This is a genomic window from Streptomyces sp. NPDC004539 (assembly GCF_040610055.1).
Lineage (GTDB): Bacteria > Actinomycetota > Actinomycetes > Streptomycetales > Streptomycetaceae > Streptomyces.
In genome coordinates, this window is the sequence record NZ_JBEXLS010000052.1 from 28,119 (window position 1) to 48,161 (window position 20,043).

Annotated in this window: 19 protein-coding genes; 9 read left to right on the top strand and 10 right to left on the bottom strand. The window is 72.2% G+C overall.

What is annotated here, in order from left to right:
- Positions 1-8: 8 nt before the first annotated feature.
- Both ABZX85_RS49130 and ABZX85_RS49135 read right to left on the bottom strand, forming a co-directional pair.
- Positions 9-1,052 (bottom strand): nitronate monooxygenase, encoded by a 1,044-nt coding sequence (locus ABZX85_RS49130; protein ID WP_355884945.1) that lies wholly within the window; start codon positions 1,050-1,052, stop codon positions 9-11.
- Between the two features lie 26 nt (positions 1,053-1,078).
- A complete protein-coding gene (locus ABZX85_RS49135) occupies positions 1,079-1,873 on the bottom strand; it encodes an SDR family oxidoreductase (RefSeq protein ID WP_355884927.1) in 795 nt (264 codons plus the stop codon).
- Positions 1,874-1,975: 102 nt separating this feature from the next.
- Between ABZX85_RS49135 and ABZX85_RS49140 the strand changes: the two genes are divergently transcribed.
- Positions 1,976-2,845 carry a CoA-transferase gene (locus ABZX85_RS49140; protein WP_355884928.1) on the top strand — a complete coding sequence of 290 codons (870 nt, stop codon included), beginning with the start codon at positions 1,976-1,978 and terminating at the stop codon, positions 2,843-2,845.
- Positions 2,842-3,585 (top strand): CoA-transferase, encoded by a 744-nt coding sequence (locus ABZX85_RS49145; protein WP_355884929.1) that lies wholly within the window; start codon positions 2,842-2,844, stop codon positions 3,583-3,585. The genes ABZX85_RS49140 and ABZX85_RS49145 overlap by 4 nt, the downstream gene beginning before the upstream one ends.
- On the opposite strand, the gene ABZX85_RS49150 is transcribed toward ABZX85_RS49145, so the two are convergent.
- The 4 genes from ABZX85_RS49150 to ABZX85_RS49165 form a co-directional block, all read right to left on the bottom strand.
- Entirely contained in the window at positions 3,575-4,204 is a 630-nt protein-coding gene (locus tag ABZX85_RS49150) for a TetR/AcrR family transcriptional regulator (RefSeq protein WP_355884930.1), read from the bottom strand. The genes ABZX85_RS49145 and ABZX85_RS49150 overlap by 11 nt on opposite strands.
- Before the next feature lie 57 nt (positions 4,205-4,261).
- Positions 4,262-5,008, bottom strand: coding sequence for an SDR family oxidoreductase (locus tag ABZX85_RS49155; protein WP_355884931.1), 747 nt, complete (start codon positions 5,006-5,008; stop codon positions 4,262-4,264).
- A gap of 42 nt (positions 5,009-5,050) precedes the next feature.
- Positions 5,051-7,192 carry a glycoside hydrolase family 3 C-terminal domain-containing protein gene (locus ABZX85_RS49160; protein WP_355884932.1) on the bottom strand — a complete coding sequence of 714 codons (2,142 nt, stop codon included), beginning with the start codon at positions 7,190-7,192 and terminating at the stop codon, positions 5,051-5,053.
- Positions 7,193-7,257: 65 nt separating this feature from the next.
- Positions 7,258-7,920, bottom strand: coding sequence for a TetR/AcrR family transcriptional regulator (locus ABZX85_RS49165; protein ID WP_355884933.1), 663 nt, complete (start codon positions 7,918-7,920; stop codon positions 7,258-7,260).
- A gap of 145 nt (positions 7,921-8,065) precedes the next feature.
- Here ABZX85_RS49165 and ABZX85_RS49170 point away from each other — a divergent pair, with 145 nt between their 5' ends.
- Positions 8,066-8,431, top strand: coding sequence for a DUF6479 family protein (locus ABZX85_RS49170; RefSeq protein WP_355884934.1), 366 nt, complete (start codon positions 8,066-8,068; stop codon positions 8,429-8,431).
- A 3-nt stretch (positions 8,432-8,434) separates the two neighbouring features.
- Here the strand turns inward: ABZX85_RS49170 and ABZX85_RS49175 are convergent, their stop codons facing one another.
- A complete protein-coding gene (locus ABZX85_RS49175) occupies positions 8,435-9,283 on the bottom strand; it encodes a fructosamine kinase family protein (protein WP_355884935.1) in 849 nt (282 codons plus the stop codon).
- A gap of 82 nt (positions 9,284-9,365) precedes the next feature.
- On the opposite strand from ABZX85_RS49175, the gene ppk2 reads away from it, so the two are divergent.
- The gene (gene ppk2, locus ABZX85_RS49180) at positions 9,366-10,172 is read left to right on the top strand and encodes a polyphosphate kinase 2 (RefSeq protein ID WP_355884936.1); all 807 of its coding nucleotides are present in this window, start codon (positions 9,366-9,368) and stop codon (positions 10,170-10,172) included.
- A 69-nt stretch (positions 10,173-10,241) separates the two neighbouring features.
- On the top strand, positions 10,242-11,756 hold the full coding sequence (locus tag ABZX85_RS49185; protein ID WP_355884946.1) for a long-chain fatty acid--CoA ligase: 1,515 nt from the start codon (positions 10,242-10,244) through the stop codon (positions 11,754-11,756).
- A 73-nt stretch (positions 11,757-11,829) separates the two neighbouring features.
- On the opposite strand, the gene ABZX85_RS49190 is transcribed toward ABZX85_RS49185, so the two are convergent.
- Positions 11,830-12,396: a histidine phosphatase family protein gene (locus tag ABZX85_RS49190; RefSeq protein WP_355884937.1), complete on the bottom strand. Its 567-nt coding sequence runs from the start codon at positions 12,394-12,396 to the stop codon at positions 11,830-11,832.
- A gap of 138 nt (positions 12,397-12,534) precedes the next feature.
- Between ABZX85_RS49190 and ABZX85_RS49195 the strand changes: the two genes are divergently transcribed.
- On the top strand, positions 12,535-13,713 hold the full coding sequence (locus ABZX85_RS49195; RefSeq protein WP_355884938.1) for an acyl-CoA dehydrogenase family protein: 1,179 nt from the start codon (positions 12,535-12,537) through the stop codon (positions 13,711-13,713).
- 71 nt (positions 13,714-13,784) lie between these two features.
- Here ABZX85_RS49195 and ABZX85_RS49200 read toward each other — a convergent pair whose 3' ends face one another.
- Both ABZX85_RS49200 and ABZX85_RS49205 read right to left on the bottom strand, forming a co-directional pair.
- Positions 13,785-15,539, bottom strand: a complete 1,755-nt coding sequence (locus ABZX85_RS49200) for a S8 family serine peptidase (protein ID WP_355884947.1) — start codon at positions 15,537-15,539, stop codon at positions 13,785-13,787.
- A 266-nt stretch (positions 15,540-15,805) separates the two neighbouring features.
- A complete protein-coding gene (locus ABZX85_RS49205) occupies positions 15,806-16,153 on the bottom strand; it encodes a hypothetical protein (protein ID WP_355884939.1) in 348 nt (115 codons plus the stop codon).
- A gap of 87 nt (positions 16,154-16,240) precedes the next feature.
- Between ABZX85_RS49205 and ABZX85_RS49210 the strand changes: the two genes are divergently transcribed.
- From ABZX85_RS49210 to ABZX85_RS49220, 3 genes are all read left to right on the top strand, one after another.
- On the top strand, positions 16,241-16,918 hold the full coding sequence (locus ABZX85_RS49210; RefSeq protein WP_355884940.1) for a hypothetical protein: 678 nt from the start codon (positions 16,241-16,243) through the stop codon (positions 16,916-16,918).
- A 19-nt stretch (positions 16,919-16,937) separates the two neighbouring features.
- On the top strand, positions 16,938-17,612 hold the full coding sequence (locus tag ABZX85_RS49215; RefSeq protein WP_355884941.1) for a hypothetical protein: 675 nt from the start codon (positions 16,938-16,940) through the stop codon (positions 17,610-17,612).
- A gap of 127 nt (positions 17,613-17,739) precedes the next feature.
- On the top strand, positions 17,740-19,968 hold the full coding sequence (locus tag ABZX85_RS49220) for a serine/threonine-protein kinase (protein ID WP_355884942.1): 2,229 nt from the start codon (positions 17,740-17,742) through the stop codon (positions 19,966-19,968).
- Positions 19,969-20,043: the final 75 nt, after the last annotated feature.

Consider the following 20,043-nt stretch of genomic DNA (forward strand, 5'->3'; position numbering starts at 1 on the left):
ACGTCCCTTCAGCCCGCGAGCCGGGCGAGGACGGCCTCGGCCTCGGCGACGACGCGTTCGATCAGCTCCTTGCAGCTGGGCAGGTCGTCGATGACCCCGGCGACCTGCCCGGAGGCGAGCGTCCCGAGGTCGGTGCGGCCCTCGACCATCGACGCGCGCAGCATCATCGGCGTGTTCGCCGCCATCAGCACCTGCGACCACCCCAGCCCCTGGCCGCGCCGCATCGCGAGCCCCTCCCGGACCATGTCCGGCCACGGAATGTCCGAGGCCCGGTGGAAGGCCGACGCGGCGCGCACCGACCGCCAGGCCCGCGCGGGCGCCCGTTCCCGCAGCAGCCGCTCGACCAGCTCCGTCCGCAGGACCCGCTGCGGCACCCCGTCCAGGACCCGCGTCACGACCGTCCCGTCCACCCCCCGCCGCAGATACTCCGCCTTCACCGCGTCCGGCACCGTGCTGTCGCTGGTCAGCAGGAACCGGGTGCCCATCGCGATCCCCGCGGCCCCCTGCGCGAGCGCCGCCACCAGCCCCCGCCCGTCCCGGAACCCGCCCGCCGCGATCACCGGCAGATCCACCGCGTCCACGACCTGCGGCACCAGGATCGACGTCGGCACGGCCCCCGTGTGCCCACCCCCCTCGGCGCCCTGCACGACGACGGCGTCCACCCCCCACGCCGCCACCTTCTCCGCGTGCCGCCGCGCCCCCACCGACGGCACGACGATCAGCCCCGCGTCCTTGAGCCGCCGTACCACCCGCTCCCGGGGCGCCAGCGCGAACGACGCGACCCGCACCCCCTCCCGCACCAGCAGCTCCCCGCGCTCCACCACATCCGGTGCGTCCCCCCGCAGATTCACCCCGAACGGCGCGTCCGTCCGCTCCCGCACCGCCCGGATCGCGTCCCGCAGCTCCACCGGCGACAGCGTCGCCCCCGCCAGAATCCCGAGCCCCCCGGCCGCCGCCGTGGCCGCCGTCAGCTCCGGCCCGCTGACATACCCCATCCCGGTCTGCACGACCGGATACCGCACCCCGACCAGCTCGCACAACGCCGTACGCAGCGCAGAAGACACGACAGACCCTCCTCTCAGGCGTGTTGACTGCTCACGGAGACGACCTCACCCGTCATGTAGGAGGCGTAGCCGCTCGCGAGGAACACCACCACGTTGGCCACCTCCCAGGGCTGCGCCGCCCGCCCGAACGCCTCCCGGCCCGTCAGCTGGTCCAGCAGTTCGGGGCTCGTGACCTTCTCCAGGAACGGATGCAGCGCGAGGCTCGGCGACACCGCGTTGACCCGGATGCCGTGCTCCGCGAGATCCAGCGCCGCGCACCGCGTCAGCGCCATCACCCCGGCCTTGGCGGCGGCGTAGTGCGCCTGCCCCTCCTGCGCCCGCCACCCCACCACCGACGCGTTGTTGACGATCACGCCCCGCTTGCCGTCCCGCACCATCCGCCGCCCGGCCGCCCGCACGCACCGGAACGTCCCGGTCAGCGTCACGTCCAGCACCCGGCCCCACTCGACGTCCGTCATCTCCAGCAGCGAACGCGTCCCCCCGAGCCCCGCGTTGTTCACCATCACGTCGACCCCGCCGAACGCCCCCGCCACATCGAGGAGTTCCTCGACCTGCTCCTCGACCGTCACGTCACACACGGCCGTCGCCACCCGGTCCGCCCCGAACTCCTTCTCCAGCGCCTCGTGCGCCTCGGCGAGCCGCCGCTCGTGGACGTCCCCGAACACCACGGCCCGCGCGCCCTCTTCGAGGCTGCGCCGGACGACCGCCGACCCGATCCCGGCCCCGGCGGCGGCCGTGACGACGACCGTCCTTCCCGCGAGCAGCCCATGACCGGGTACGTAGGCGGGGTCCATCTCGGGAAGGTCCATGAGCCCCCCTGCTTGTCCGGAGCCGGAACGGTGACCTACCGTAACCCACCAAGCATTTGTTTGGTAAGGACACGGTCGGCGCCGAACCCCGAGAGGGTCAACATGGCTGACAAGACAGTGCCGTTGGAGGAGTTCGCCGGAGTCGTCGAATCCGGCATGACCATCGGGATCGGCGGCTGGGGCTCCCGCCGCAAACCCATGGCGCTCGTCCGGGAGATCCTGCGCGGCGACGCCCACGACCTCACCGTCGTCACCTTCGGCGGCCCGGACGCCGGACTGCTCTGCGCGGCCGGAAAGGTCCGCAAGCTGGTCTACGGATTCGTCTCGCTGGACTCCATCGCCCTCGACCCCCACTTCCGCGCCGCCCGCGAACGCGGCGAGATCGAGACCGCCGAGTACGACGAGGGCATGGTCGTCACCGGGCTGCGGGCGGCGGCGAGCCGCCTGTCGTTCCTGCCGACCCGCGCCGGACTCGGCTCGGACGTCCTCACCATGAACCCTGACCTCCGAACCGTCGCATCGCCTTATACGGGCGAGGAGTACGTCGCGATGAAGGCCCTCCCGCTGGACGTCGCCCTCCTCCACATGAACCGCGCCGACCCCGCCGGGAACGCCCAGTACCTCGGCCCCGACCCCTACTTCGACGACCTCTTCGCCCGCGCCGCCGACCGCTGCTACGTCAGCGCCGAACGCGTCGTCCCCGACCTCCTCGCCGAAGGCCCCGCCCAGACCCTGCTGATCAGCCGGATCTTCGTGACCGGAGTGATCGAGACCCCGCGCGGCGCCCACTTCACCTCCTGCGTGCCCGACCATCCGCGCGACGAGGCGTTCCAGGCCCACTACGCGGCCTCCGCGAAGGACCCCGGCGCCTGGGAACTGTTCCGCAAACGGTTCCTGGACGGCGACGAACGGGCCTACCAGCAGGCCGTCACCGACTTCCACACCGACGTCCATCCCGAGGAGGGGCGATGATCACGCGTGCCGAGGTGTGCGCCGCCGCCTGCGCCGACACCTGGCAGGGCGCCGGCGAGGTGCTCGCCCACGCCGTCGGCCTCGTCCCGATGATCGGCGCCCGGCTGGCCCGCCGCACCACCAGCCCCGAACTGGTCCTCTCCGACGGCGAGGCGTACTACATGAGCGAACCGCCACCGCTCGGAGGCACCGCCGCCGACGGGGGAACCGTCGAGGGCTGGGTGCCCTTCGGGCGGATCTTCGAACTCCTGGAGAGCGGACGCCGGCAGAGCATGATGGGCGCGAGCCAGCTCGACCGGTACGGCAACCAGAACATCTCCCTCGTCGGCAACTGGCGTAAACCCGCACGGCAGTTGATCGGCGTGCGCGGCGCGCCCGGCAATACCGCCAACCACCGCGTCGACTACTGGGTCGCCCGGCACTCCCCGAAGGTGTTCGTCGAGAACGTCGACCTCGTCTGCGGCGTCGGCAACGACCGGGCCGCCGGCCTGCCGTTCCACCACCTCGGCGTCGTCGTCACCGATCTCGCCGTCCTGGACTACGGCACCGACGGCCGCCTGCGCATCCGCTCCGTGCACCCCGGCGTCACCGTCGACGACGTCCGCGCCCGCACCGGCTTCCCGCTCGACGCGACCGGCGTCACCGGGACCCGGCTCCCCGACGAGGCCGAACTGCGCCTGATCCGCGAGGAGATCGACCCCCGGGGACTTCGCAACCGGGAGGTCCCCGTCACTCCGTGACCAGACCGCCGTACAGAATCCGCAGGTACTGCTCGGAGACCGCCTCGTGGCGGAACCGGCCGCGCGGGCGGTACCAGCGGACCGAGCACCACACCGTGTCGCGGATGAACCGGTAGGTCAGACGGGCGTCGACGTCCGCGCGGAACGCGCCCGACTGCTGGCCGGCGGTGAGGGCGCGCAGCCAGATCCTCTCGATCCTGCGGCCCCACTGCTCGACGTACGCGAACCGGGGCCGGCCGGTCAGGGCCCCGGACTCGTTCTGGTAGAGGGCGACCGCCTCCGGCGTCTCGTGTATGACGGCGAAGGAATGCTGGACGAGCTGGTCCAGGACCCGGCGCGGGTCCGGCTCCGCCTTCTCGATCGCGGTGAAACGCTCCAGGAGACGGCCGAGGAAGTCCCGGAGGATCTCGTCGAGCATCTCCTCCTTCGACGCGAAGTGGTGGTACAGACTGCCCGAGAGGATGCCCGCCTCGTCGGCGATGTCCCGGACCGTGGTCTGCCGGTAGCCTCGGGCCGCGAACAACGAGGCGGCGATCGCCAGGAGTTCGGCCCGGCGGTCCGAACCCGCCTTCGGGGAGCCGTTGTCGGCCGCCGTGCGGACGGGGCGTCGTACCGCCATGTCGTCGTTCCTTCCAGCCTGGCCCGGTGCGGGGCCCAGCATAGCGATCATGCCTCGTCAGGCGTTCGGCGTGTGCCGCAGGAACGCGGGCCACTCGCCGCCCCCGTCCACGTTCAGCACCGCGCCCGTGACGTGCGCGGCCAGCGGCGACGCCAGCAGCACACAGGCCCCGCCGACGTCCTCGGGCCGCGCGAACACCCCGCGCGGGATCGTCGCCGCGACCCGGGCGACCTGCGCCGGATCGCCGTAGTGGTCCATCGACCCCGGCGTCTCCACCAGCCCGCAGCTCACCGCGTTCACCCGTACCCTGGGCGCCCACTCCACGGCGAGCGAGGCCGTCAGGCTCTCCAGGGCCGCCTTCGCCGCCCCGTACACGGCCGTCCCCGGACTCACCCGGCGGGCGCTGATCGAGGTGACGTTCAGGACGACCCCGCCGTCCGCCATCACCGGGAACACCGCACGGCACACGTAGACGGGCGCGAGGAAGTTGAGGTCGGTGACCTTGCGGTGGAAGCCGGGGGAGGCGTCCGCGAAAGCGGCGTACGGGGCACCGCCCGCGTTGTTGACGGCGACGTCGACCCGGCCGTGACGCCTGGACACGTCGGCGATCCAGCGCTCGACCTGATCCGGGTCCCGGACGTCCAACCGGCTGAAGTGGGCCGGGAGTTCGGGGGGCTCGGTGCGGGCGCACACCTCGACGTGCGCGCCCGCCTTCAGGAACATCTCCGCGATACCCGCGCCGACCCCGCGCGTGCCGCCGGTGACCAGGACGACCTTGCCCGACATGTCCAGCTGGAGGGCCATCCCGTCACCATAGCGAGCCTCACCAAGCAAACGCTAGGTTCGTCACGCCGCCATCAGCCCGGCCAGCAGGTCCTGCGGGATCGGCTCCGGCAGGAACCCCTGGAACTGCCTGAGCGGCATCGACCCGATCATCCGCATCACGTCGTCCCCGAGCATCCCCCCGCCGTCCAGCGCCTTGCGCAGCGCCGGACCCGCGACCGCGTGCCCGAACCACTCCTCCACCGACGAGTCCAGGGTCAGCGGACGCGAGTACGTGTCCCCGTCCAGCTCCAGGGCCGCCGCCGCGAGGACGGTGTGCGCGTCCGCGCCGAGCTGCACCTCGTACCGGCCCGGCGTCACCGTCCAGTCCCCGCGCTCGATGTCCCAGAACGCGAACGCCCGCCGGTCCAGCACGAGTTCGACGGTCGTCCGGTCACCGGGCGCCAGCGCGACCTTCGTGAACGCCCGCAGCTCACGGACGGGACTGCGCACCGGGCGGGCCGCCGGGGCGACGTACACTTGGACGACGTGCTTGCCGAAACGCTCCCCGGTGTTGGTGACGGTCACCGACACGGTCGCAGTGTCCCGGCCGGTCGCCGTCACCCGCAGGTCCGACTGCTCGAACGTCGTGTAGCTCAGGCCGTGCCCGAAGGGGTGGCGGACGGCGACCTCGGCGCTCTCGTAGTACCGGTAGCCGACCATCACGCCCTCGCCGTAGCGCACCTGCCCCTGCCCGCCGGGGAAGTTGAGGTACGCGGGGGTGTCCTGGAGGCGGAACGGGATCGTCTCCGCGAGCCGCCCCGACGGGTTCACGCGCCCGCTGAGGACGTCCGCGACCGCGCCCCCGCCCGCCTGGCCGGGCAGCCACGCCTCGACGACCGCGTCGACGTCGTCGTACCAGTCCTCAAGGCTCACCACACCGCCGTTGAGCAGGACGACGACCGTGCGCGGGGCGCAGTTCGCGACCGCGCGGATCAACTCCACCTGGTCCGCGGGGAGCTGGATGTGGTCGCGGTCGAAGCCCTCGGACTCGTCCTCCTCGCGCAGACCGGCGAAGACGACGGCGACGTCCGCATCGGCGGCGTCCGCGGGGGAGTCGGCGAAGTCGACCCGGGCGTCGGGGAGTTCGGCGCGGAGTTCGTCGAGCGGGCTGTCGACGCGGGTGGCGTTGACGTGGGAGCTGCCGCCGCCCTGGTAGCGCAGCCGGCGGGCGAAGTCGCCGAGGACCGCGATGCGGGCGGCCGGGGCCAGGGGGAGGGTGCCGTGGTCGTTCTTGAGGAGGACGAGGCAGTCGGCGGCGGTCTCGCGGGCCAGCCGGTGCTGGGCGTCGTGGTCGATCTCGACGGGACCCGACTCGGCGCGCACCCTGCGGGCGAGGTCGCGCAGGCGGCCGACGGCGGTGTCCACGACGGACTCGTCGAGCCGGCCCTCCCGGACCGCCGCCGCGACCTCCGCGTCCGAACGGCCGCCCGTACCCGGCATCTCCAGGTCCGTGCCCGCGACCAGCGCGGCGACCCGGTCGGCGACGGCACCCCAGTCCGAGACCACCAGACCGTCGTACCCCCACTCCTCGCGCAGGATCTCCGCCAGGAGGTGGTGGTTCTGGGTGGCGTGCACGCCGTTGACCTTGTTGTAGGCGGCCATCACCGTCGCGGGGCGGGCCTCCCGGACGATCCGCTCGAACGCGGGGAGGTAGATCTCGCGGAGGGTGCGCTCGTCGATGTCCGCACTGACCCGCATGCGGTCCGTCTCCTGGTTGTTGGCCGCGAAGTGCTTCACCGACGCGCCCACGCCCTGGCTCTGCACACCGTTTACGTGCGCGGCGCCGAGGACACCGCTGAGCAGCGGGTCCTCCGAGAAGTACTCGAAGTTGCGGCCGCACAGCGGGGAGCGCTTGATGTTGACGCCGGGGCCGAGGAGGACGTCCACGCCGAGCGCGCGCGACTCCTGGCCGAGGGCCACGCCGACCCGGTGTATCAGCTCGGGGTCCCAGCTGGAGGCGAGGGCCACGGCAGGGGGGAAACAGGTCGCCGGTTCGCTGTCGTAGACCTCCGTCGCGCCGCCGTTCTGCTTGCGGACGCCGTGCGGACCGTCGCAGAGGAGGAGCGCGGGGATGCCGGCCGGGTCGGCGGGCACGGTGGTCCACATGTCGTGGCCGGAGAGGAGGGAGGTCTTGGTGTCCAGGTCCAGGGCGGTGCGGTCCATGCTGCGGGTCCTCACGTGGCGGGGGCGCGGGTGAGGCCGACTCTAGGCGTAAAAAGCGAAGGACGCTAGGTTTTAGCGGGGGCGTCGGGATCGGGTCCGGCGTCGGGGTCGGGATCGGTGCCGGGGTCCCGGTCGGTGCCTTCGCCGTCAGCGAGGCACATCCGGTTGAACGCCTCGATCGTGTCCGCCATGTCCACGCCCGGGTTGAGCAGCCACTGCAACTGGAGCCCGTCCGAGAGGGCGATCAGCATGCGGGCGAGCTGGTCGGGGCGTACGTCGTCGCGGGTCCGGCCGTGCCGCTGTCCCTCGCGCAGGCCGGTCGCGAGGGAGTCGGTCAGCTCGTCGTACCGGCGGGTGAAGAACGCGTGCGCCGGGTGCGCGGGGTCGGAGGCGGCGGCGGAGAGCGTCACGAACAGGTCGACCAGGCCGCGCTCCCCGGTGTTCCGGGCGGCCGTCGTCGCGAGGGCCTCGCCGGGGGAGGTGACGTGGGCGGTGGCCCGGCCGCCCCGCGCGTCCCGCTCCTCCAGGACGGCCACGAGCAGCTCCTCGCGGGAGCCGAAGTAGTGCAGGACGCCCGCCTGTGACATCCCCACCCGGTCCGCGATCTCCTTCAGGGACGCGCCGCGCTCGCCGTGGTCGCCGAACACCTCCAGAGCGGCCCGCAGGATCTGTTCCCGCCGCTCAAGGCCCTTGCGGTAGGGGCCCCGGGGCTTGCGTGGTGTGGTCACGGACAGACCGTACTTCACGGGGTGGACGGGGGTTGGGTGCTCTGCGGGACGGGGCGTTCACCGGCGGTAGCCGCGCTGTTGTCGCGGCGCCGGACTCGGTGCGCCCCGCAGGGTTCGTGTCCTCTTGGTGGGGTATTCGGCTGATATGAGTACCGCATCCGTTGTGCTGGCCGCGCCGAGCGGCCTGCTCAGCCTGGGAATGTTCGCGGTCGGCGTGGCGCTCGTGGCCATGCTGATCGGGGCGTTCTGGCTGGGCAACCGAATCAAGATGCGCGAGCCGCCGTGCCCGCGCCCCGACGAGCAGCCGCACCTCCCGCCCGAGGGCGCGGTGCACGAGATCCTGGAGAACCGTGAGCCCGAGGAGGTCCCGAAGGTCCCGAAGGGCGGCCACGCCCTCACCCCGTACGAACTCACCAACATGCAGACCCGGCACAGCGACTCGAAGGTCCGGCGCAGGTGGTCGCCGGGGTCCAGCGGGTCGTTCGGGGGCGGAGGACTGGGCGCGCACTGAACGTCAGGAGACGCTTCGCGCCGCCTCCACCGCCCGCCCCGCATACCCCCCGCCGAACAGCACCACATGCACCATCAGCGGAAACAGCTGATGCGCCCCCACCCGCTCCCGCCACCCCTCGGCCAACGGCGCGACCTCCTCGTACCCGGCGATCACCCGCTCCAGGAACGGACACCCGAAGAGCCGCAGCATCGCCAGGTCGCTCTCCCGATGGCCCCCGTGCGCCGCGGGATCGATCAGCCACGCCCGGCCGTCGGCACCCCACAGCACGTTCCCGTTCCAGAGGTCGCCGTGCAGCCGGGCCACGGGCTCCACCGGCCCCGCGACCCCCGGGAGCCGCGCACACGCGCGCTCCACCACCGCCCCCTCGGCGGCGGACATCACCCCCCGATCGACGGCCGTCCGCAGATACGGCAGCACCCGGTGCTCGGCGTACCAGCCGGCCCATTCGTCCCCGGGCACGTTCCGCATCGGCGCCGCTCCGATGTACGCCTCCACCGGCCCGCCCGGCGGGGGCGCGCCGTACGCGGGGGCGCCTCGGGCGTGCAGCGCGGCGAGTTCACGGCCCAGGGCGACGGCGGCCGAGGGGGTCGGGCGACCCGACGGCACGTGATCGGTGACGAGCCACTCACCGTCGTACCCGTGCACCGCCGGTACCCGTACGGTGCCCGCCGTCCCCAGCCAGCGCAGTCCGGCGGCCTCGGCGCGGGCCGCCTCGGGGGTGCCCGTGTGTTTGACGATCACCGTGCGGCCGTCGGTGAGGTCCGCCTCGGCGACCGTGCCCGAAAGGGGGCGGACCTGCCGTGCGGGGGTGCCGGTGAGGCGGGCGGCGACGGCGAGGCGGACGTCCATATGGGTGCCAGCGTACGCCGTGCGCGACGTCCCTCCTTAGACTTCGGGCGTTCACCTGTACGGCGACGGAAAGAGGCGGGGCATGGCCGGCAAGAAGGCGACGGGGGCCCTCAAGCGGAAGACGTACGACAACGAACTGCTGCGGTTGCAGACGGAGTTGGTGAAGCTCCAGGAGTGGGTGCGGGCCGAGGGCGCCCGGCTGGTCGTCGTCTTCGAGGGGCGGGACGCGGCCGGGAAGGGCGGCACGATCAAGCGGGTCACCGAACATCTCAACCCCCGCGTCGCCCGGGTCGTCGCCCTGCCGAAGCCCACCGAGCGCGAGCGCGGCCAGTGGTACTTCCAGCGGTACGTCGAACATCTCCCGGCGGCCGGGGAGATCGTCCTGCTCGACCGGTCCTGGTACAACCGGGCCGGTGTCGAGCACGTGATGGGCTTCTGCACGAAGGAGGAGTACCAGCGGTTCCTGCGGCAGTGCCCGATCTTCGAGCGGATGCTCGTCGAGGACGGGATCATGCTGCGGAAGTACTGGTTCTCGGTGAGCGACGGCGAACAGCAGGACCGCTTCCGGGCCCGCCTCGACGACCCGGTGCGCCGCTGGAAGCTCTCCCCGATGGACCTGGAGTCGATCACCCGCTGGGAGGCGTACTCGCGTGCCAAGGACGAGATGCTCGTGCACACCGACATCGCCGAGGCGCCCTGGATGGTCGTCGAGAGCGACGACAAGAAGCGGGCGCGGCTCAACATGATCGCGCACCTGCTGGACTCGGTGCCCTACCACGAAGTCCCGCTGCCGGTCCTGGAGTTGCCCGAACGCCCACCGTCCACGGGGTACGTGCGCCCGCCGCGCGATCTCCAGAACTATGTCCCCGACCACGCGGCAAGCCTCTGACCTGCACAACTCTTTGACGCAAGATCCTTGCGGCGGCACGCCGGACGCCACTAGCGTCCGGGCATGACCATGTACAACCTCGCCGGGTTCCTGGAGGATTCGGCCGCCCGTCATCCGGAGCGCACCGCGATCGTGTTCGGCGAGTCGCGGCTGTCGTACGCGCAGGTCGACGCGGCGGCCGGGCAGGTCGCGAACCTGCTGGTCGCGGCGGGGGTGCGGCCCGGCGACAAGGTCGCGCTGTCGATGCCGAACCTGCCGTACTTCACGTTCGCCTACTACGGCATCCTCAAGGCGGGCGCGACGGTCGTCCCGCTGAACGTGCTGCTGAAGCCGCGCGAGGTGGCCTACCACCTCCAGGACTCCGACGCGAAGGTGCTCATCGCGTTCGAGGGGACACCCGAACTCCCCATCGGGGCCTACGCCCGCGAGGCCGTCGAACAGGCCGGCGGCGTCGAGCTGTTCGTCGTCGACCCGGCGCGCGAGCTGCCCTGGGCGGGCCGGCCGCCGGTCTTCGGGACCGTGGCGACGGACGAGGACGACACCGCCGTCATCCTCTACACCTCCGGTACGACCGGCCGTCCCAAGGGCGCCGAGCTGCGGCACCGCAACATGCGGGACAACGTCCTGATCGACGAGGTGCTGTTCGGGGCGTCCGTCGAACGGCCGGACACGTTCCTGTGCGTCCTGCCGCTGTTCCACTCCTTCGGGCAGACCGTCATCCAGAACGGGGCGCTCGCCTACGGCGGGACGATCGTGATGCTGCCCCGCTTCGAACCGGCCGCCGCGCTCAGGCTGATGCTCTCCGAGGGGATCACGTTCTTCGGGGGCGTCCCCACGATGTACTGGGCGCTGCTCGGCGCCCTCGACGACTCCGTGGACGTCGAGACCCTCGCCCGGAATCTGCGGGTCGCCGTGTCCGGTGGGTCCGCGCTGCCGCACGAGGTGCACCGGGCGTTCCGGGAGCGGTTCGGGGTGACCATCCTGGAGGGGTACGGGCTCTCCGAGACGTCCCCCGTCGCGTCGTTCTCCGTGCTCGGGCAGGAGCCGCGCGTCGGGTCCATCGGGCTGCCCGTGCCGGGCGTCGAACTGCGGCTCGTCGAGGGGGACGGGGTCTCGCCGGTCGACGAGGAGGGCGCGATCGGGGAGATCGCCATCAAGGGGCACAACATCATGAAGGGCTACTACAAGCGGCCCGACGCGACCGCCGAGGTCCTCCAGGACGGCTGGTTCCGGACCGGTGACCTCGGGCGGCGGGACGCCGACGGGTACTACTACATCGTCGACCGCGCCAAGGACATGATCATCCGGGGCGGGTTCAACGTGTACCCCCGGGAGATCGAGGAACTGCTCATGGAGCATCCGGCGGTGTCCCTGGTGGCGGTCATCGGCGTCCCGCACCCCTCGCACGGCGAGGAGATCAAGGCCGTCGTCGTCCGCAAGGCGGGCGTGCCGGTCACCGAGGCGGAACTCGTCGACTGGGCGAAGGAACGGCTCGCCGCGTACAAGTACCCGCGCGTCGTGGAGTTCACGGAGGCGCTGCCGATGACGTCGACGGGGAAGATCCTCAAGCGCGAGATCAGCTGAGGGGGCCTCGGGCGGGGGCGTGTCGAGGGTAGGGGTGAGTCGAGGGCGGGGGCGTGTCGAGGGCGGGGCGTGTTCACAGTGGGCCCCCGCCCAGCCGCACGTTCCACCGCCCGCCCCGCCCGCTGGCCTCCACCCCCGACAGCGGCGGCACGTCCACCCGCCAGAACGCCTCGTCCGGCGCCCCCAGCAGCCGGACGACGACGGCCCGCACCACCTCGGGCTCCACCACGGCGACCGTCCGTCCCGACAGCTCCGCACCGGACGTCAGCCACCCCGCGACCCGGTCGCAGAACCCCCGCACCGACTCCCCGCCGTGCGGCGCCGCCCCCGGATCGGACAGCCACCCGGCGAGCGCCTCCGGCTCCCGGGCCCCCACCTCCTCCAGCGTCAGCCCGCGCCACCGCCCGGCGTCCAGCCCGGCCCACTCCGGGACGTCCACCGCCGTGAGCCCCAGCTCGGCGGCCGTCTCCCGGCACCGCACGCTCGGCGAGCACCACACCCGCACGGCCACAGGCACGCCGTCCGCCGCGTCCCGCGCCGCCCGCACCCCGGCGGCGTCCAGCGAACACCCGTCGTCGAAGCGCGCCTCGCGCAGGGAGGCGGAGAGCGCGGGGGCGAGGAGGTGGAGACGGTGGGTCACGCGGCGTACCTCTTGTCCGTACGGTTCACCGGCCACCGTCCTCGGCAGCCGTGCGCACCATTCTGCATTCCCAATTTCTGGAACACGTTCTACCGTGTGCGCCGTCAGGACACCGGCCATGGGCCACCAGGAGGCGCCGTGCACCTCGACCAGACCCCCGAACAGCAGCGACTGCGCGCGGAACTGCGGGAGTACTTCGCGGAGTTGGTGCCGGACAACGCCTACTCCCGGCACGCCGACCCGGTCGGCGCGAAACGCTTCTACCGGCAGACGATCCGCCGCCTCGGCGCGGACGGCTGGCTCGGCGTCGGCTGGCCGAAGGAGTACGGCGGCCGGGGCCTGACCCCCGTCGAGCAGTTCGTGTTCTTCGACGAGGCCGCCCAGGCGGGCGTCCCCCTGCCGCTGATGGCCCTCAACACCGTCGGTCCGACCCTCATGCGCTACGGCACCGACGAGCAGAAGGCGTACTTCCTGCCGCGTGTCCTGTCCGGCGAGATCGACTTCGCGATCGGCTACAGCGAACCCGGCGCGGGCACCGACCTCGCCGCCCTCAAGACGAAGGCGGTGCGCGAGGGCGACGAGTACGTCGTCAACGGCCAGAAGATCTGGACGACGAACGGCGACACCGCCGACTGGATCTGGCTCGCCACCCGCACCGACCCCGACGCCCCGCCCCACAAGGGCATCACGATGCTCCTCGTCCCGACCACGGACCCCGGCTACTCCTGCACGGTCATCCGCACCCTCGCCTCCCACGACACGACGGCCAGCTACTACGAGGACGTCCGTGTCCCCGTCGCCAACCGCGTCGGCGCCGAGAACGAGGGCTGGCGCCTGATCACCAACCAGCTCAACCACGAACGCGTCACCCTCGCCGCCCACGGCACCATGGCGATCCGCGCCCTCCAGGACGTCCAGCGCTGGGCGGGCGAGACCAAGCTCGCCGACGGCCGCCGCGTCGTCGACCTGCCCTGGGTGCGCCGCCGCCTCGCCCAGACCCACGTGAAGCTCGACGCCCTGAAACTCCTCAACTGGCAGATGGTGCAGGCCGTCCAGAACAACACCCTCACCCCGCAGGACGCCTCCGCAGTCAAGGTCTACGGCTCCGAGGCCCGCCGCGACGCCTACGCCTGGCTCCTGGAGATCGTCGCCGCGCCCGGCGCCCTCCAGGAGGGCTCGGCCGGGGCCGTCCTCCACGGCGAACTGGAACGCGGCTACCGCTCCGCCGTCATCTTCACGTTCGGCGGCGGCAACAACGAGATCCAGCGGGAGATCATCACGTGGATCGGGCTGGGGATGCCGAGGGTGCGGCGGTAGCGGGATCGCGGCGAGGCTTTTCGGCCGACGACGGCCGTGCCGGTCGGACACGGCCGTCGCCGGGTCCTGTCCTAGAAGGTCAGGTTCCAGGCGTCGATCCTGCCCGTGTCGGAGGCGGCGTTGTCGTTGACGCGCAGCTTCCAGACGCCGTTCGCGACCTCCGAGGAGGCGTTCACGGTGTAGGTCTGGGCGATGTTGTCGGTGCCGCCGCCGGTGCGGTTGTGGAGTGTGTACTCGGTGCCGTCCGGTGCCACCAGGTCGACCTTCAGGTCACCGATGTAGGTGTGCTTGATGTCCACACCCACCTTGAGGGTGGCCGGGGCGTTGCCGGTCACGCCGGTGACGGTGATCGGGCTCTCCACGGTCGCGTTGTCGTTGACGGTGAAGTCCGTGAGGTTCTCGAAGTACGCGCCGGGCGCCGGGGTGGCCCCGACGGCCTTGAGGGCGTCGACCTGGCCCTCGCCGAAGAACGCGTTGTTGGCCGTCGTGCCCGTGCAGCGGCTGTCCGAGGGGCAGGCGATGTCGTTGGCCTGCTCGGCCAGCTTGGCGCGGATCTGGGCCGGGGTGATGCCCGGGTTGGCGCTGGCGATGAGCGCCGCGACGCCGGCCACGTGCGGGCTGGCCATCGAGGTGCCGCTCTTGCTGCCGTAGCCGCCGCCGGGGACGGTGGAGTACACGCTGCTGCCCGGCGCCGAGACGTCGATGACGCCCTGCCCGAAGTTGGAGAACGACGCCTTGGTGACGCCCGTGCCGTTGGCCGCGACCGTGACCACGCCCGGCAGCTCGGTCGGGATGTCGAGGCAGGCGTTGGTGATGGTGCGGGTGACCGGCGTCGAGTCGTTCGGGCTCGCGGTGTCGGTCGTCTTGTGGGCGAGGTCGTAGTTCTCGTTGCCCGCGGCGGCGACCTGGAGGGAACCCTTGCCCTCGGCGTACGCCTGGGCGCGCGTGACGCCCTCGATGATGGCGGCCTGGTCGATGTTGTCCGGGCAGTTGAACTGCCACGGGTCCGTGTAATAGCTGTTGTTGGTGACCTTGAAGCCGTGGTCGCCGGCCCACACGAAGCCGCAGATCGTGTTCTCGGCGAAGAAGAAGGCGTTGCCCGGCTCGGCGACCCGGACGGAGGCGATCTTCACCCCGGGGGCCACGCCGACGACGCCCTTGCCGTTCTTGGCCGCGGCGATGGTGCCCGCCACGTGGGTGCCGTGCGTGTCGACGTCCCGCCAGGCGCCGGTACGGGTGTCGGGCTTGCCGTAGGCGCAGGAGGCCGAGTCGGCCGCGTCGAAGTTGGGCGCCAGGTCCTGGTGCTGGTCGTCCACGCCGGTGTCCAGGACGCCGACCGTGACGGACGCGGAGCCCGGGTTCACGGCCCATGCCTGGTCGGCCTTGATCTGGCTCATGTCGGCCCGGACCGGTTCCCCGGCCGGGGTCGTCGACTGGGACGGGTTCGCCGGGAGCGCCGGGTTGTAGGCGTCGGCCGGGACGTCCGAGGTACGCGTGGCGCCGACCTGCTGCACGCCGGCGACGCCGCGCATGGCGGTGGCGAATCCGCCGGACGCCGAGTGGGCGACGATCACACCGATGGCGGCGAAGTCCGAGAAGACGGTGCCGCCGTTGGCCGTGATCGCGGAGCGGACCGCCGCGTTCTCACCGGGGGCGGTGATCACGAGGTAGGCACGCGTGCCGGCCACCCAGGCCGCACTCTGGGAAGCGGCGGCCGGAGCGAGGGTCTTGGCGGCCGGCGTGGTGGAGGAGACGACGGGGAGCGTGCCCGCGAGGGCGCCCGGGGCGCCGAACGCGAGGGCGGCACCGAGTGTGGCCGCCAGCACCAGCGTGCGTCTGGAGCGGCTGAATATGTGGGGTATCAATGCGTCCTCCGGAGACGGCCCGGCCGTGCTTATGGCAGCGACCGGGCCGTACGTAACGAGTGGTGGATGCAAGATGTCAGGTGCATGCCCCACTGCGGAAGTACCTTTCCGCACAGGGACGTCACAGAGTCATGGCTGAAAATCGACCTGGTTCCGGCGTCGGGACCAACCGCGTCGCAGTCAGGGTCAGGGGATGCTCTGGTACAGCGCGGTGATCTGGTTGGCCGTCAGGGCGTAGGCGTACGCCTGGACGCCGCTGACGGAGCCGCCGAACCAGGCGCTCCGGTCGCCGCCCAGGAGGTGACCCCGGTGGTGGTCGCCGCGAGGGCGCCGTCGACGTACAACTGGGCCGTTCTGGTCGCGGCGTAGGTGTAGGCGGTGGTGGGGCTCGCGGTGTCGGCGTCGGTGAAGGCGAGGGCCCAGCCGGGGCCGCCGGTGTGGGGGTGGTTGTACTGGAGGGCGAAGGGCGAGGTCTGGGTGCCCTCTTCGGACAGGACGGTCTCGTCGGCGCTGCCGGCGGAGGCGAGCCTCACCCAGGCCGATTCGACCTCGGCGTCAACGCCGACGAAGGCCATGTCGTGGGACACACCTACTATTCGCCGAACGGGCACTCCTACTGAATCTCCGTCCACCGTCCTGCCCTTGCCCGAAAGGCGCATTCCTTGTCCTCGACGCTTTACCGAGTCCTCGAACCCTTTTCCGACGCGTCGAGCGCGCTGACCCGGGCACGGGCGATCATGCGTGAGCTGACCGACTGGGCCGCCCTCCCCTGGCCCACTCTGGAGGAGGTCACCACGGCCGAGCAGTACGCGTACGCCCTGCGGACCTTCGACACCGCCCGCATGGCCGGCGACTGGGAGCCCGGCGTCATGCCTTTCCTGGACGAACTGAGACGCCGCGGGGTCATCACCTTCGACGAGGGCCCGTCGAGAACCTGGTTCACGGCGGACCTGAGGATCAGCCCTGACCTGGCCGGTCTCTGGCCGCTGCCCGAGGGGGTGGACCTCGGCCTGGACCTGACCCCGCCTTTCGGCAGCCCTGGTGGCAGGGAGCCCGAGGACACCTGCACCGAGGAGGAGTTGGACCGGATGGTCGCCGCGCTCGGGCCACTGACACTGAAAGCCAGATGGGACTGCGCCTGGCGCGGCCTGCCCGAGTCGAAGGACTGTGCCGTGCAACTCTGCCTGAACAGTGTCTGGGTCTCGCAGCACACCGAGCCGTCCCCCGGCGAGTTCGGCGTCTGGATCTCCCTCGGCCCCCGCGTGGCCTGGACCCCCGCCGGCGAGGCATGGCTGCGTAACCTGGGAATTCCGCTGGGCGAACCCCAGACGGGCTGGTGAACTTCGAAAGGAACCCTTTTTGTCCTCTACGCTCTGGCCCGTCCTCGAACCCTTCCCCGACGCCGCGAGCGCGCTGGCGAGGGCGAGGGCGATCCTGCGTGAGCATGCCGACGCGTTCGGCCTTTGGTGGCCCCAGTTGGAACGGATCAGTACGGCGGAGCAGTACGCGTACGCTCTCCGTACCTTCGACACCGCCCGCATGGTCGCGGGCCGCGATCCCGTGGTCGTCTTTCCCTTTTTGGACGAACTGGTGCGGCGCGATGCCGTCACGTTCGCGGCGGAGCAGCCGAGGTCGTGTCTCGTGGCGGATCTGCGTCTCGACCCGGGCCTTGGCGATCTCTGGCCGCTGCCCGAGGGCGTGATGGTCTCGCTCGACACGACCTTGCCCTTCGGTACGCCGGAGACCGAGTCCCATCACGACTGCTCGGAGGAGGAACTGGACGGGATGGTCGCGGTGCTCGGGCCGTTGAGCCTGGACGTGGACTGGGGCTGCGACTGGCGTGGCCTGTCCGACACGAAGAACTGCGGGCTGCGGCTCTGTCTGAACAGTGCCCTGATGGATCAGCACAGCCTGCCGTCGCCCGGCGAGTTCGGCGTCTGGGTCGAGCTCGGCAACCGGGTCGCCTGGGAGCCGGAGGGCCAGGCGTGGCTGCGGGACTCGGGGCTCGTGCTGGGTGAACCGCGGGCGGGGTGAACCGCCGGCCGGCCCGAAGGTGGTGCGGGGGAGCGCGAGGACACGCGGTCCGCGCCGTACCGGGCGGGGCGGCGAATCGTCATACTGGAACTCGCCGGAACGGCAACGACGGGGGCGGCGGGGCGAGATGGCGGAGTCGAGGCTGATCCAGGGGCGGTACCGGCTCCTGGAGCTCATCGGGCGGGGCGGGATGGGCGAGGTGTGGCGGGCGAGGGACGAGTCGCTCGGCCGGCAGGTCGCCGTGAAGTGTCTGAAACCACCCGGCCCGCATCATGACCCGGGGTTCACGCGGGTGCTGAGGGAACGGTTCCGCCGTGAGGCTCGGGTGGCGGCGGGGCTGCAACACCGGGGGGTGACCGTCGTCCATGACTTCGGGGAGTCCGACGGCGTCCTGTACCTGGTGATGGAGTTCCTGGACGGCCGCAACCTGTGCGAGATCCTCACCGCCACCGGCCACCGGCCCCTCCCCGTCCCGGACGTCGTCGACATCGCGGGCCAGCTCGCCGCCGCCCTCGACTACACGCACCGCAGGGGCATCGTCCACCGCGACCTGAAACCGGCCAACGTCGTCCGCCTCGACGACGGCACCGTCAAGATCTGCGACTTCGGGATCGCCCGCATCGGCCACGACATCGCCGTCACCTCCCGCCTCACCGGCACGGGCGTCGCGATGGGCACCCCGCACTACATGTCCCCGGAACAGATCGGCGGCACGGAGGTCGACCGGCGCAGCGACCTGTACTCGCTGGGCTGCGTCCTGTACGAACTCGCCACCGGAGCCCCGCCGTTCGCGATGGACGACCCCTGGGCCGTCCTCATCGGCCACCGCGACACCCCGCCCCGGCCCCCCGGCGACCACCGCCCCGAACTCCCCGGCTACCTCGACCGCATCATCCTCGACCTCCTCGCGAAGCGGCCCGACGGGCGCCCGGACGACGCGGGCGAGATCGTCCGCCGGATCACCCACGGCCGTAGCGCGCCGGGATACGTGCCGACGGTCGTCACGGCCCAGCCGGAGCCCCTGGAACCGGACTTCGGCAGCGAACCGCAACGCCCCCGGCCGGAGACGGCACCCCCGACGGACCCCCGGCTTCCCTTGTGGACGCGGGGCATGACGCAGGGCCCCAGGGCGACCGGCCCCCGCACCCCGCCGCCCCCCGACACCCCGCTCTCCGGGGACTGGACACGCAGGCCCGCCCTGGGCGTCGTACCGGACCCCCGGCCCCGGCAGCCCCCGTCCGACGAGCAGCCGGCCGTGCTCGCCCGCCGCCACCACGCGGCGATGGACCTGGGGCGGCTGGGCCGCTGGACGGAGGCCGGGGAGGTGCACCGGGCGGTGGCCGCCGACCGGGCGCGGCTGCTGGGCGCCGACCACCCGGACACCCTCGCGAGCCGCTACGAGGCCGCGTTCACGCTCAGCCGCACGGGCCGCACGGAGGAGGCGCTGCGGGAGTACCGGCAGGTCGCGGCGGCCCGCGCGCGGACCCTCGGCGACGACCACCCGGACACGCTGGCCGTCCGGCAGGAGACGGCGTACGTCCTGGGCCGGCTGGGGCGGCACCTGGAGGCGCACCAGACGTACACCGGCGTCCTCGCCGCCCGGGAGCGCGCGGTCGGCGCCGACCACCCCGACACCCTGCGCTGCCGGCACAACCTCGCCTTCAACCTCGGCAGGCTGGGCCGGCTGACGGAGTCGTACCGCATGGCCCGCGAGGTGGCGGCGGCCCGCGCCCGGGTCCTGGGCCCGGAACATCCCGACACCCTCCTCACCCGGTACGAAGTGGCCTACACGCTCGGCCAGTTGGCGCGCTGGCCGGAGGCGCTCGCCGGCTACGCCGAGGTCGCCGAGGCACGTGCCCGGGTGCTCGGCCCCGACCACCCCGACACGCTCGCCGCCCGGCACGAGACCGGCATCAGCCTCGGGCGCCTCGGCCGCAGCGCGGAGGCCCTCGCCCTGTACCGGGCGCTCGTGGACGACCGCGCCCGTGTCCACGGCCCCGACCACCCCGAGACCCTCCGCGCCCGGCACTGCCTCGGCGTCAACCTGGGCCGCCTAGGGCGCTGGGAGGAGGCCCTCGCAGAGTCCCGCGACGTCCACGCGATCCGCGCGCGCGTCCTCGGCGACGACCATGAGGACACCCTCGTCAGCCGCCGCGAGACCGCCGTCGCCCTCGGCCGGCTGGACCGCTGGCAGGACGCCCTCACCCACTACCGCGAGCTCGCCGCCACCCGCGAACACCTCCTGGGCCCCGACCACCCCGACACCCTCGCCGCCCGCGAGGACGAGGCGGGGTGCCTGCGCCACCTGGGCGCGCGGGCCACGGAACCGAGGGTGCTGCGACAGCGCGGAGCCTGAACCCCGAACGCGTCGAGCCCCCGGGAGTCGCCGCCGACCTCGCCACGACGAAGACGGCGACGGGGACGGCGGCGA